The 12,508-nt window shown below is 67.2% G+C and carries 9 protein-coding genes; 5 read left to right on the forward strand and 4 right to left on the reverse strand.

Annotated features, from left to right (window positions below):
- The first annotated feature begins 17 nt into the window (after positions 1 to 17).
- Complete coding sequence (locus ABNQ38_RS13420; RefSeq protein ID WP_377807459.1) at positions 18 to 1,733, forward strand: MFS transporter; 1,716 nt, start codon at positions 18 to 20, stop codon at positions 1,731 to 1,733.
- 87 nt (positions 1,734 to 1,820) lie between these two features.
- Here the strand turns inward: ABNQ38_RS13420 and ABNQ38_RS13425 are convergent, their stop codons facing one another.
- Positions 1,821 to 3,002, reverse strand: a complete 1,182-nt coding sequence (locus ABNQ38_RS13425; RefSeq protein WP_377807461.1) for a hypothetical protein — start codon at positions 3,000 to 3,002, stop codon at positions 1,821 to 1,823.
- A gap of 268 nt (positions 3,003 to 3,270) precedes the next feature.
- Between ABNQ38_RS13425 and ABNQ38_RS13430 the strand changes: the two genes are divergently transcribed.
- The 3 genes from ABNQ38_RS13430 (at position 3,271) to ABNQ38_RS13440 (ending at position 8,748) form a co-directional block, all read left to right on the forward strand.
- Entirely contained in the window at positions 3,271 to 6,786 is a 3,516-nt protein-coding gene (locus ABNQ38_RS13430; protein WP_377807462.1) for a NahK/ErcS family hybrid sensor histidine kinase/response regulator, read from the forward strand.
- A 277-nt stretch (positions 6,787 to 7,063) separates the two neighbouring features.
- Positions 7,064 to 7,903, forward strand: coding sequence for a uridine kinase (locus ABNQ38_RS13435; RefSeq protein WP_377807463.1), 840 nt, complete (start codon positions 7,064 to 7,066; stop codon positions 7,901 to 7,903).
- 11 nt (positions 7,904 to 7,914) lie between these two features.
- Positions 7,915 to 8,748, forward strand: a complete 834-nt coding sequence (locus ABNQ38_RS13440; RefSeq protein ID WP_377807464.1) for a molybdenum storage protein subunit alpha — start codon at positions 7,915 to 7,917, stop codon at positions 8,746 to 8,748.
- Between the two features lie 73 nt (positions 8,749 to 8,821).
- Here ABNQ38_RS13440 and ABNQ38_RS13445 read toward each other — a convergent pair whose 3' ends face one another.
- From ABNQ38_RS13445 to gltA, 3 genes are all read right to left on the reverse strand, one after another.
- The gene (locus tag ABNQ38_RS13445) at positions 8,822 to 9,472 is read right to left on the reverse strand and encodes a response regulator (RefSeq protein WP_377807465.1); all 651 of its coding nucleotides are present in this window, start codon (positions 9,470 to 9,472) and stop codon (positions 8,822 to 8,824) included.
- Positions 9,473 to 9,604: 132 nt separating this feature from the next.
- Positions 9,605 to 10,618, reverse strand: coding sequence for a hypothetical protein (locus ABNQ38_RS13450; RefSeq protein WP_377807466.1), 1,014 nt, complete (start codon positions 10,616 to 10,618; stop codon positions 9,605 to 9,607).
- A gap of 46 nt (positions 10,619 to 10,664) precedes the next feature.
- Positions 10,665 to 11,996 carry a citrate synthase gene (gene gltA / locus ABNQ38_RS13455; RefSeq protein ID WP_377807467.1) on the reverse strand — a complete coding sequence of 444 codons (1,332 nt, stop codon included), beginning with the start codon at positions 11,994 to 11,996 and terminating at the stop codon, positions 10,665 to 10,667.
- Positions 11,997 to 12,260: 264 nt separating this feature from the next.
- On the opposite strand from gltA, the gene ABNQ38_RS13460 reads away from it, so the two are divergent.
- Positions 12,261 to 12,506 (forward strand): hypothetical protein, encoded by a 246-nt coding sequence (locus ABNQ38_RS13460; protein ID WP_377807468.1) that lies wholly within the window; start codon positions 12,261 to 12,263, stop codon positions 12,504 to 12,506.
- Positions 12,507 to 12,508: the final 2 nt, after the last annotated feature.

Raw genomic sequence — 12,508 nt, forward strand, 5'->3', positions numbered from 1 at the left:
TTGGGAGGGTGAAGACCATGGCCTATGCGGCTTCGACATCGGACGCCGTCCGACCGATGACGGGCGAGGAGAGGAAAGTCATCTTCGCATCCTCGCTCGGGACCGTCTTCGAATGGTATGATTTCTATCTTTACGGATCACTCAGCGCGGTCATCGCCGCGCAGTTCTTCTCCGGCGTCAACCCGACCGCGGGCTTCATCTTCGCGCTGATGGCCTTCGCCGCCGGCTTCGCGGTCCGTCCCTTCGGCGCCCTGGTCTTCGGCCGCCTCGGCGACATGATCGGCCGCAAATACACCTTCCTGGTCACCATCCTGATCATGGGCCTGTCGACCTTCATCGTCGGCATCCTGCCCAACTACGCCTCCATCGGCATCGCCGCCCCGATCATCCTGATCGGCCTGCGCCTGTTGCAGGGTCTGGCGCTGGGCGGCGAGTATGGCGGTGCCGCGACCTATGTCGCCGAACATGCACCGCACGGCCGCCGCGGCAACTACACCTCCTGGATCCAGACAACCGCGACGCTCGGCCTGTTCCTGTCGCTTCTGGTCATCCTGGGCTGCCGCGTCGCCATGTCTCCGGAGGACTTCAATGCCTGGGGCTGGCGCATCCCGTTCCTGATCTCCATCGTTCTGCTCGGCATCTCGGTGTGGATCCGGCTGATGCTGAACGAATCGCCCGCCTTCAAGAAGATGAAGGACGAAGGCAAGCATTCGAAGGCGCCGCTGACCGAATCCTTCGGTGAATGGAAGAACCTGAAGATCGTCCTGCTCGCTTTGTTCGGCCTCGTCGCCGGTCAGGCGGTGGTCTGGTACACCGGCCAGTTCTATGCCCTGTTCTTCCTGACCCAGACGCTGAAGGTCGACGCCCAGGCGGCCAACCTGATGATCGCGGCGGCCCTGCTGATCGGCACTCCCTTCTTCGTGATCTTCGGCACGCTGGCCGACCGGATCGGCCGCAAGCCGATCATCATGGCCGGGCTGCTGCTGGCCTGCCTGACCTACTTCCCGCTGTTCAAGGGCATCACCCACTACGCCAACCCGGCGCTCGAGGAAGCGATCGCCACCGCGCCGGTCGTCGTCGTCGCCGATCCCAACGAGTGCTCGTTCCAGTTCAACCCGGTCGGCACCAGCCAGTTCACCAGTTCCTGCGACATCGCCAAGAGCGCCCTGGTGAAGCGCGGCATCCCCTACACCAATGAAGTGGCGCCCGCCGGAACCGTGGCGTCGATCAAGGTCGGCAGCACGGTCATCCCAAGCTATACGGCTGTGCCGCAGGCCAACACCACCGTGTCGCTGAGCCACGGCCCGGCCACCGCCGCCACCCCGACCGACGCGAAGGCGGCCGGTGCCGCCTTCGACAAGGGACTGGGCGATGCGCTGAAGACCGCAAACTACCCGGCCAAGGCCGATCCGGCCCGCATCGACACAGTGATGGTCATCGCCCTGCTGACGGTTCTGGTCATCTACGTGACGATGGTCTACGGGCCGATCGCCGCGATGCTGGTGGAAATGTTCCCGACCCGCATCCGCTACACCTCGATGTCGCTGCCCTACCACATCGGCAACGGCTGGTTCGGCGGCTTCCTGCCGACAACCTCCTTCGCCATCGTGGCGGCCACCGGCGACATCTACTCCGGCCTCTGGTACCCGATCATCATCGCCGCGGCAACCCTGGTGATTGGCCTGCTGTTCGTCCGCGAAACCAAGGACGTGGACATCTACCAGCACGACTGACCGCGGCCGCATGAACGTCTGACAAGGAAAACGGGCGGAGGGGATGACCCTCCGCCCGTTTTCCATTCAGCCTCCGCCCGTTCGCCGTCAGGCGATGGTCAGCGTCGCGTTGCGCTGGGCGGCATCGTCCACGGCGAAGGCGGCGCCGGTGGCGGGGGCGAGCGGTGCGGCGACGCGGCCCTCCTCATAGCCTTCGGCGACATAGTGGGCGGTCGCCGCCTGAAGGTCGCTGCCGAAGGCCGCCTGCAGATCCGGGTAGCGCGCCAGATAGGCCTGCGCGTCGAAGCCCAGGCTCCGCCCCTCGGTCCGGCCGATGGTGGCGTAATGCAACGCCGCCGCCGTCGGGTCGTTGCCGAAGGCCTGGATCAGGTCGGGATTGGCAGCCAGATAGGCTTCGGCATCGAAATCGAACCGGCGGTTCTCATTGCGGCCGGTCTCGATGTAATGGCGGGTGGCGTCGGCCGTGTTGGTGCCGAAGGCCGCGGCCAGATCTGGATTGTCGGCCAGATAGCCGGCGGCGTTAAAGGTCAGCGACCGCCCCTCGCTCCAGCCGAAGGAGCGGTAATGGTCGAAAGCGGCCTCGCTGTCCATCCCATAGGCGGCGGCAAGGTCCGGATTGGCGGCGAGATAGGACAGACCGTCGAACACCGGGGCCGAGGCGCCGGCCACCGTCTGGTCGGTGTACTGGATGAACTCGACGTTGGTCAGCCGGTCGTAGCCGTTGGCGTCGATCGCATAGATCTCGCCATTGTATTTGACGGCGCCGCTGTCGGCCAGCGAGGCGTGGCGGACGACCGTGTCGATGCCGTCGCTGCCGTCGATGACATTGACGCCGCTGCCGCCATCCAGCAGGTCGTCGCCCATGCCGCCCTTGATGGTGTCGTCGCCGGCATAGCCGCGCAGCGTGTCGTTGAGGTCCGACCCGGACAGGCTGTCATTGCCTCCCAGCAGGGCGGCGCGGATCGCCTCCGGGCTGGTGCCGGTGCTCGCCCAATTCAGAGCCGTCGCCACCGGCAGGTTCAGATCCGACACCGCCACGTCGAGAACGCCGTTGCTCGCGTTGGTGACGCTGGTGACGGTGCCCCCGGTCAGGGACTTGGTGAGCGGATCATAGGTGAAATTGCCGCGCAAATCGGTGAACCGGTTGCCGGGATAGGTGATGACGAGCTGGTCGGGCGTGGCACCGGTGATCGTGCCGCCCTGGATGTTCGTCACATCAAGCGCGTCGGTGTTGAGGCTGGACTGGGAACCGGCGCTGACCGAAACCATTCGGACTCTCCTTCACCTTTTCGTGTTCGACCAAAGGCTTTGCAGCCTTGCAGGAAGAACACCAAAGGATGGGAAGTGTCCCGACGGGATTGGCCGTGCGGTAGGACGGCCCCCTTTGCTCCCCACACAACCGGGCGCATCCCTTTGCGCTCTGCCGAAAGTGGAGACCGCGAGCGGATGCGGATCGCAGGCGCGGCGACAATGACCGGTTTGTGATAGGCTGCTGCCCGCAGGGAGTGAAAATAAAGAACCGGAGGCGCAAAGCCCCATGGAAAGCTGGTTCATCCTGGCCGCGTCGCTGGCCTATCTGTTGTCGCTGTTCGCCATCGCGTGGTACGGCGACCGGACCGGCACCCATGGCGGCGACCGGCGCACGCCCTGGCTCTACGCGCTGAGTTTCGGCGTCTATTGCACCTCCTGGACCTTCTATGGCGCGGTCGGGCGGGCGGCGACCGGCGGTTTCTACTTCCTGCCCATCTATATCGGACCGATCCTGATGATCGGGCTGGGCTGGCCGGTGCTGGCCCGCATCGTCCGGGTGGCGAAGTCGGAGAACGTCGTCTCGATCTCCGACTTCCTGTCTGCGCGCTACGGCAAGAGCCGCAGCCTGGCAGCACTCGTCACCGTCGCCGCGGTGATCGGGCTGCTGCCCTACATCGCCCTGCAATTGAAGGCGATCAGCGTCAGCTTCGAAATCCTGGCAGGGGCCTCGCTGGGCACCGACCTCAGCCAGATGCCGGGCGGAACGGCGCTGATGGCGGCGCTGCTGATGGCGGCCTTCGCCATCCTGTTCGGCGTGCGCAGCGTGTCGGCCAACGAACATCACCGCGGCCTGATGATGGCCATCGCCGCGGAGTCGGTGGTGAAGCTGGCCGCGGCGCTGGGCGTGGGCGGGACCATCGCCTTTTCCGTCTTCGGCGACCCGGCGACCTTCTTCGATGCCGCCGTCCGCCATCCGGGTTTTCTGGAACTGATCCGGATGGACAGCATCGGCACCGACTGGTGGGTGGCCTGCCTGCTGTCGGGGCTGGCGATCCTGTGCCTGCCGCGACAGTTCCACGTCGCGGTGGTGGAGAACACCCATGGCGGCGACGTGCGGTCGTCGGCGAAGCTGTTCCCGGCCTATCTGGTCGCCATCAACATCTTCGTCCTGCCGGTGGCTCTGGCCGGGCTGATGCTGTTCCCGGACGGTACCACGAACGCCGACACCTTCATGGTGTCGATCCCCTTGAGTCAGGGCTGGCCGTGGCTGGCGCTGGCCGCCTTCATCGGCGGTCTGTCGGCCGCTACCAGCATGATCCTGGTGGAGATGGTGGCGCTCAGCACCATGATCTGCAACGACGTCGCCGTCCCGCTGCTGATGGCGCTGCGCCCGGACGACCGGCGGCTGCGCGACGATCCGGCGGGGATCCTGCTGCTGGTGCGGCGGTCGGCGGTGATCGTGCTGGTTCTGCTGTCCTACGGCTGCTACCGGCTGATCGGCCCGGCCTTTCCGCTGGCGACCATCGGGATGATGAGCTTCACCGCGGTGGCGCAGTTCGCCCCGGCCCTGCTGGGCGGACTGATCTGGAGCCGCGCCAGCCGCAGCGGCGCCTTCGCCGGCATCTGCGCCGGCTTCGTCGGCTGGGCCTACACCATGCTGCTGCCGTCCTTCGCCGATGCCGGATGGCTGGCCTCCAGCGCCTTGCGCGAGGGGCCGTTCGGCCTGACCGGCCTCAGCCCGGTGGCGCTCGCCGGCATCGCCGGCATCGACCCGCTGACCAACGCCGCCCTGTGGAGCCTGGGGCCGAACATTCTGCTGTTCGTTGTCGTCTCGCTGCTGACCCGTCCGTCGACGCTGGAGCGCCAGCAGGCCGCCCGCTTCATGAGCCTGCGCCGCGCCTCCGATGGCGAGCCTCACGGGCCGCGCGGCGCCACGCTGGCCGACCTGCACGATCTGGCCATGCGCTATGTCGGACAGTCGCGCGCCGATGCCGCCTTCCGCCGCTTCACCGGCGTGGCGGACGGCGACCTGCGCACCGCGCTGCTGATGCGCACCGACGGCGAGGCGATCCAGCTGACCGAGCGTCTGCTCGCCGGCGCCGTCGGTTCGGCGTCGGCCCGCGTCGTGGTGGCCGGGCTGCTGTCCGACCGCCGGCTGTCGCGCACCGATGCGCGGTCGATCATCGACGAAGCCTCGCGCGCCATCTTGAAGCAGCACGAACTGCTGCGCGCCACCGTGGAGAATGTGCCCCAGGGCATCGCCGTGTTCGACGAGGACTGGCGCGTCGCTACCTGGAACAACCAGTTCGTCGTCCTGCTGGAACTGCCGGACGGTTTCGTCCAGGTCGGCACCTCGCTGCAGGACATCGTCGGGCTGATCGCCCGGCGCGGCGAGTATGGCCGCAACGGCGAGATCGAGACCCTGCTGGAGCGCCGGTCCGACCCGCGCCGCCGCAACAAGCCCGACGTCTATGAGCGGGTGCGGCCCGACGGCACGGTGCTGGAGATCGCCACCAACCCGATGCCGGGTCAAAGGCCCGGTGGACGGCCCGGCGGTGGCGGCTTCGTCGCCGTCTACACCGACGTCACCGAACGCCACCGCGCCGCCGCCGCCCTGCGCGAGGCCAACGAAACGCTGGAACGCCGCATCGAGGAGCGCACCCACGCCCTGTCGGAAGCGAAGGCAGAGGCCGAGCGCGCCAACCGCGGCAAGACCCGCTTCCTGGCCGCTGCCAGCCACGACCTGCTGCAACCGCTGCACGCCGCCCGGCTGTTCCTGTCGGCTCTGGGCGAACGCAACGGCGACAGCGCCATCCGCCAGATCGACACCTCGCTGCGGTCGGTGGAAACGATCCTGGGCGATCTGCTGGACGTGTCGAAGATCGACAGCGGCGTGGTGAAGCCGAACCCGGTGCCGATGCGGATCGAGGAGTTGCTGAAGCCGTTGGGTGAGGAATTCACCGTACTGGCCAGCCGCCATGGGCTGGGGCTGCGGGTGGTCGACTGTTCCGCCATCGTCCGCAGTGACCCGACGCTGCTGCGGCGCATCCTCCAGAACTATCTCGCCAACGCGGTGCGCTACACCCGCACCGGCCGCATCCTGCTGGGCTGCCGGCGGCGGGGGAGTTTCCTGTCCATCGAGGTGTGGGACACCGGGCCCGGCATCCCCGAACACAAGGTGCCGGAAATCTTCATGGAGTTCCGCCAGCTCGACAATGACGGCGACGATCGGGGCGACCGCGGCAAGGGGCTGGGGCTGGGTCTCGCCATCGTCGAGCGTCTGGCCGGCATCCTCGGCCACACGGTGCAGGTGCGCTCCAAGGTCGGGCGGGGCAGCGCCTTCTCCGTGCTGGTGCCGCTGACCGACGAGCCGGTTGCCGCCCGTGCCGTCGTGGTCCGCCCGCGCGGCCGCGACCTGCGCGGCGTGCTGGTCCTTTGCCTGGAGAACGAGCCGGCCATCGCCCGCGCCACCGAGGATCTGCTGTCCAGCTGGTCCTGCCGCGTCGTCACCGCCGTCGCCCCCGACCTTGCACTGGCGAAGCTGGAGGGGCGGACGCCGGACGTGATCCTGACCGACTACCACCTCGACCGCAGCCTGACCGGCGTGGAGGCTTTGGCCACCCTGCGCGCCTCGCTGGGCAGCGACATCCCCGCCGCCGTCGTCACCGCCGACCGCGATGCCGCCGTGCGCGAGGACATCGAGGCGGCCGGCTGCCGGCTGCTGTACAAGCCGGTGCGTCCGGGCGCACTGCGGGCGTTGCTGGGTCAGCTGCTCGCGGAAAGGCAGCGGGTGGCAGGTTAACCGCACCGAAATTAAACCATAAAGAAATTGATGTTATTGACGGTTGAGACGCGGAGCCATACGGTTCCGGGGCATCGACCGTCACGGCCAGCCTTGGAGCTTCCGGTCAACGGACTCCACGATCCGAACAGGCTCCGTCAGGCAGGATGCGAATACTGGGGAGGCGCCTTGCGGCTTCGTCCGGAACCGTCGGGAGGATGGGTTCCACAAAGGATGCAGCAGCGGTGCCGCCGGCAGGTATTGACGTGCAATGACGGAACGAAAGGATTGCCCTACCATGGTGAATCCCACGGCGGCAAATTCCACGGCACATTCGACTGCGGAACTTGAGGCGCTGCTGATGCAGCGTCCGCTGACCGATGCCGAGCTTCAGGCTATGGCGGAAACGGCGGCGGACTTCCGCATCCTCCCCGATGCCACGGTGATCAAGATCGGTGGACAGAGCGTCATCGACCGCGGCCGGTCGGCGGTCTACCCGCTGGTGGACGAGATCGCGGCGGCGCGCAAGGCCCACAAGCTGCTGATCGGCACCGGCGCCGGCACCCGCGCCCGGCATCTCTATTCCATCGCCGCCGGCCTCGGCCTGCCGGCGGGCGTGCTGTCGCAGCTCGGCGCCTCGGTCGCCGACCAGAATGCCGCCATGCTGGGGCAGCTCCTTGCCAAGCACGGCGTCTCCGCCGTGGACGGCGCCGGCCTGTCCGTGGTCCCGCTCTATCTGGCGGAGGTGAACGCGGTGGTGTTCAGCGGCATGCCGCCCTACACGCTGTGGATGCGCCCGCCGGCCAATGGCGTCATCCCGCCCTACCGCACCGACGCCGGCTGCTTCCTGGTCGCCGAACAGTTCGGCTGCAAGCGGATGATCTATGTGAAGGACGAGAACGGGCTCTACACCGCCAACCCGAAGACGTCCAAGGATGCGACCTTCATTCCCAAGATTTCGGTCGACGAAATGAAGGCGAAGGGGCTTCAGGACTCGATCCTGGAATTCCCGGTGCTCGACCTGCTGAAGGCCGCGCGCCATGTCCGCGAGGTGCAGATCGCCAATGGTCTGGTCCCCGGCAACCTGACCCGCGCACTCGCCGGCGAGCATGTCGGCACCATCATCACCGCGAGCTGAGGAGCCGGGACATGTCCGAGACCATCAACACCATCAAGCATGTGGCCTCGCCGCTCGCGCGGCAGACCCTTCTCAACGACGACCTGACCCGTCCGGTCGCCGGCGGCCGGCCGATCGCGCTGCTGCCCTGGCTGCATGTGGTGAAGATCGGCGGCCGGTCGATCATGGATCGAGGCCGCGACGCGATCCTGCCGGTCGTCGAGGAAATCCGCCGCATCCTGCCGGAATACCGTCTGCTGATCCTGACCGGTGCCGGCATCCGCGCCCGCCATCTCTACAGCGTCGGGCTCGATCTCGGCCTGCCGGTCGGCTCGCTGGCGCCGCTGGCGGCGAGCGAGGCCGGACAGAACGGCCATATCCTGGCCTCGCTGCTGGCACCGGACGGCGTCTCCTATGTGGAGCATCCGACCATCGCCAGCCAGCTGGCCGTCCATCTGTCGGCCGCCCGCGCGGTGGTGGGCAGCGCCTTCCCGCCCTACCACCATCACGAATTCCCGACCTCGCGCATTCCGTCCCACCGGGCCGACACCGGGGCCTTCCTGCTGGCCGACGCGCTGGGGGCCGCCAGCCTGACCATCGTCGAGGATGTGGACGGCATATACAGCACCGATCCCAAAGGTTCGGACGGTGCCACGGCCCGTCTGTTGCCGGAGATCACGGCCGCCGATCTGGCTGCCCACGACGGTCCCCTGCCGGTGGACCGGGCATTCGTCGAGGTGCTGGCGAACGCCCGCCACATCACCCGCGTCCAGCTGGTGAACGGATTGGTTCCGGGACGGCTGACCGCCGCGCTGCGCGGCGAGCATGTCGGCACCATGATCCACACCGGCGCCCGCCGGGTTTGATGCCCAGGGATTGAAGTCCCGCGATTGAAGCCAGGGCAGCGGGCGTGCCGGCAACGATCCGGTGCGCCCGCCTCTACTCCACCGGTGGCGGCGGTACGGCGGACAGCGCCAATTGGCTCGCCAGCACGGCGGCCTGGGTGCGGGTCAGCACGCCCAGCTTGCGCAGGATCGTGGTGACGTGCGCCTTCACCGTCGTTTCGGCGACGTTCATCTCATAGGCGATCTGTTTGTTCAGCTTGCCCTCGGCGATGCCGGCAAGGACGCGGAGCTGCTGGGGCGTCAGGGTAGCAGCGCGCTGCGCCGGGTCGGGGGCTTCGGTTTCGGGGCCGCCGTTGATCTCCGGCAGCCACAGCTCGCCGTCCAGCACGGCGTGGATCGCCTCGACGATCTGGGTGTTCGGCGCCGACTTGGGCACGAAGCCGGAGGCGCCATAATCGATGGAGCGTTGAATCGTCACCGGATCCTCCGATGCCGACACCACGATCACCGGGATCGCCGGATGTTCGGACCGCAGCATCATCAGGCCGATCAGGCCGCTCATGCCGGGCATGTGCAGATCCAGCAGGATGATGTCCGGCGGCTCCCCGGTGTCCAGCAGCGGCTTGATCTGTTCGAACCGCGACGCTTCCAGAATCACGGCGCCGGGAATCGCCTGACCGATGGTCTGGGTCAAAGCGGTACGCATCAGCGGGTGGTCGTCTGCAATCAGGATGCGGTGCGACATTGATTTTCCGAGAATGGAATTTCCGGACAAGGATAGTCCGGGTTTAAAACGGTTCCACCAGTATCCCCTTGCAGCCGCCCGTTGACAACTGCGCCCAATGCCGCGCGTCGACGTTTCCGATGGATTTTCCCCTTATCCGTCCGCGGACGGAATGGCACCGGCGCTGGTGCGTTCGTGGATGGCCTGACGGCGGAAGCGGTACAACTCGGCCGGCCTGCCCCCGGTCTGGCTTTCATATTGGCCGGTGGGTTCGACGAAGCCACCGGTGATCATCAGGCGGCGGAAATTCTGCTTGTGGACCCGTTCGCCGGACAGCGCCTCCACCACCAGTTGGAGCTGATGCAGGGTGAAGGTCGGCGGCAGCAGTTCGAACACGATGGGGCGGTAGCGCAGCTTGCCGCGCAGCCGTTCCAGCGCGGTTGCCAGGATGCGCCGGCCGTCGCGCGCCATCGGCCGGCCGAGCGCGCGCGGCATCGGCCCGCCGGCCAACACCGACGGTTCGACCCGGGCGGCGAGATCGCGGTCGCGGAAGGACTCCACCACCAGCCCGGCCTCGTAAAGCAGTTCGAACCGCTCCAGCACGCGTTCCATGTCCCAATCGGCACCGTCCAGGCCGAAGGCCATCTGGGCGCGTTCGGCCCGGCGCAGCCGGGTCTCCTCGTCGGGCGCCGAGGCGATCCAGCCGCCGAGCGCCGGGGCGATCACGCCGTCCAGCAGCGGCGGGCGCTGGTCGCGCCAGTCCTCCCACGGGAAATGGTCGTAGAGGTCGCGCCATTCGGCCGAGCCGCCGCCGCCCAGGGGGCCGTCCCGGACCAGCGCCAGATACCCGACCACGACCGAGCGCGGACCGCCGAACAGCTCGTGCGGGTCGCGGTACCGGTCGCCGAAGGTGTAGAGCTGCTCGACATAGCGGAGCGCCAGGCCCGACAACCCCTCCGCCACCGCGCGGACGCCGTCCTGCAGGGTGCGGAAGCGGTCGGGTTCGAAGGGTGCGCCGGGCAGCGCGTCGCGATGCGGCAACGGCTCGTCACCACGCCGGTGGTTATCCGGCACGGCAAAGCCGCTGCGCACCGTCACGACGCGCGGCGTCCCGCCGGTCACCGCCACGATGGCGACCGACAGGCCCAGTTGGAGAGATTGGGTCACGGTACGCCCCTCTCCTTTCGAAGAGGGGGCGGCCGATGGTGTGGGGTCAACGCTTGTCCAACGGGACGAAGGGACGGGCGGCGTGGCCGGTGAAGAGCTGGCGGGGGCGGCCGATCTTCTGGGCCGGATCCTCGATCATCTCCTTCCACTGGCTGATCCAGCCGACGGTGCGGGCCAGCGCGAACAGCACGGTGAACATGCTGGTCGGGAAGCCCATCGCCTTCAGGATGATGCCCGAGTAGAAATCGACGTTCGGATAGAGCTTCTTCTCGATGAAGTACTCGTCCGACAGGGCGATCCTCTCCAGCTCCATCGCGATGGCCAGATGCGGCTCGTCCTGGATGCCCAGCCGGTCGAGAACCTGATAGCAGGTCTCGCGCATGATCTTGGCGCGCGGATCGTAGTTCTTGTAGACGCGGTGGCCGAAGCCCATCAGGCGGAAGCTGTCGTTCTTGTCCTTGGCACGGCGGACGAACTCGGGGATACGCTCCACCGAGCCGATCTCCTCCAGCATCTTCAGCACGGCCTCGTTCGCGCCGCCATGGGCCGGACCCCACAGGGCCGCGATGCCCGACGCAATGCAGGCGAACGGATTGGCGTGCGACGAGCCGGCCAGGCGGACGGTGGAGGTCGAGGCGTTCTGCTCGTGGTCGGCATGCAGGATGAAGATCTTGTCCATCGCTTCCGACAGGACCGGATCGACCTTCCATTCCTCGCACGGCGTGCCGAACGTCATGTAGAGGAAGTTTTCCGCGTAGGACAGGTCGTTGCGCGGATACATGAAGGGCTCGCCGACCGTGTATTTATGGGCCATGGCGGCCATGGTCGGCATCTTGGCGATCAGGCGGTGCGCCGCAATCTTGCGCTGCACCGGATCGAAGATGTCGGTGGAGTCGTGATAGAAGGCCGACAGGGCACCGACGACGCCGCACATGATCGCCATCGGGTGGGCGTCGCGGCGGAAGCCGCTGTAGAACTTGGCCAGCTGCTCGTGCACCATCGTGTGGTAGGTGATGGTGCGCTCGAAATCGGCCTTCTGCTGCGGATTGGGCAGTTCGCCGTTCAGCAGCAGATGGCAGACCTCAAGGAAATCGCAATTCTCGGCAAGGTCGGCGATGGCATAGCCGCGGTGCAGCAGGACGCCCTCGTCGCCATCGATGTAGGTGATGGCCGAATCGCAGGCGGCGGTGGAGGTGAAGCCGGGGTCGTAGGTGAAATAGCCGGTTTCGGTGTAGAGTTTGCGAATGTCGATCACGTTGGGACCGGTGGACCCGCCGAGCAGCGGCAGCTTCAAAGTCTTGCCGGTGGCGTCGTCGGTCAGCGTGACGGTGCCGACCTGGGTCACATCGCCATGCGGCGTGTGCTTGCTCGATTCCATGACCTTTTCACACTCCTTGCTGGCCGGCTGGGCGGCGGCTCGCGGCCTCCGCTGCCGGACCTTGGTGGTTGGCCCGACTTTGGCACGCACTGGGACTGCGCGCTTCGGCACCCTGCGGGGCGCCGCGCCGTCTTCTCCCGGTCTCCTTGGACGGAGACGTCTTCCTTCAACCCTCCGAAGGATAGGCCGGATGCGGAACACGCACCCATCCTGGTCGTTGACTCCTCCAGAAGATTGCAGAGGCAGAAGATAGCAGAGGACATCATGACCGACACGCCTCAAACGCGCACCCCCTCCGAAGGAATGCCCCAGCCGAAGAAATCCGGTGCGGAATCCGGCGCGGACACCCATGACCAGACCCCGGCCGGCGAGCGCTCCCCGCGCGAGGACATGACCAAGACGCCGGGCGACGGCACGTTGCAGGACGCCACCCCGGCTGGATTGTCGTCGAAGGAACTGCGGGAGCGGGCCGAGGATACCGACGGCTCGACCCAGCCCGGCACCGGCTGACG

This window comes from Azospirillum sp. A29, from assembly GCF_042604625.1.
GTDB classification, from domain to species: domain Bacteria; phylum Pseudomonadota; class Alphaproteobacteria; order Azospirillales; family Azospirillaceae; genus Azospirillum; species Azospirillum palustre.

Excerpts from the sequence above, each read along its gene's own strand:
- ABNQ38_RS13420 (WP_377807459.1), top strand. The coding sequence starts at position 18 with ATGGCCTATGCGGCTTCGACATCGGACGCCGTCCGACCGATGACGGGC.
- ABNQ38_RS13425 (WP_377807461.1), bottom strand. The coding sequence starts at position 3,002 with ATGGTTTCGGTCAGCGCCGGTTCCCAGTCCAGCCTCAACACCGACGCG.
- ABNQ38_RS13430 (WP_377807462.1), top strand. The coding sequence starts at position 3,271 with ATGGAAAGCTGGTTCATCCTGGCCGCGTCGCTGGCCTATCTGTTGTCG.
- ABNQ38_RS13435 (WP_377807463.1), top strand. The coding sequence starts at position 7,064 with ATGGTGAATCCCACGGCGGCAAATTCCACGGCACATTCGACTGCGGAA.
- ABNQ38_RS13440 (WP_377807464.1), top strand. The coding sequence starts at position 7,915 with ATGTCCGAGACCATCAACACCATCAAGCATGTGGCCTCGCCGCTCGCG.
- ABNQ38_RS13445 (WP_377807465.1), bottom strand. The coding sequence starts at position 9,472 with ATGTCGCACCGCATCCTGATTGCAGACGACCACCCGCTGATGCGTACC.
- gltA (WP_377807467.1), bottom strand. The coding sequence starts at position 11,996 with ATGGAATCGAGCAAGCACACGCCGCATGGCGATGTGACCCAGGTCGGC.
- ABNQ38_RS13460 (WP_377807468.1), top strand. The coding sequence starts at position 12,261 with ATGACCGACACGCCTCAAACGCGCACCCCCTCCGAAGGAATGCCCCAG.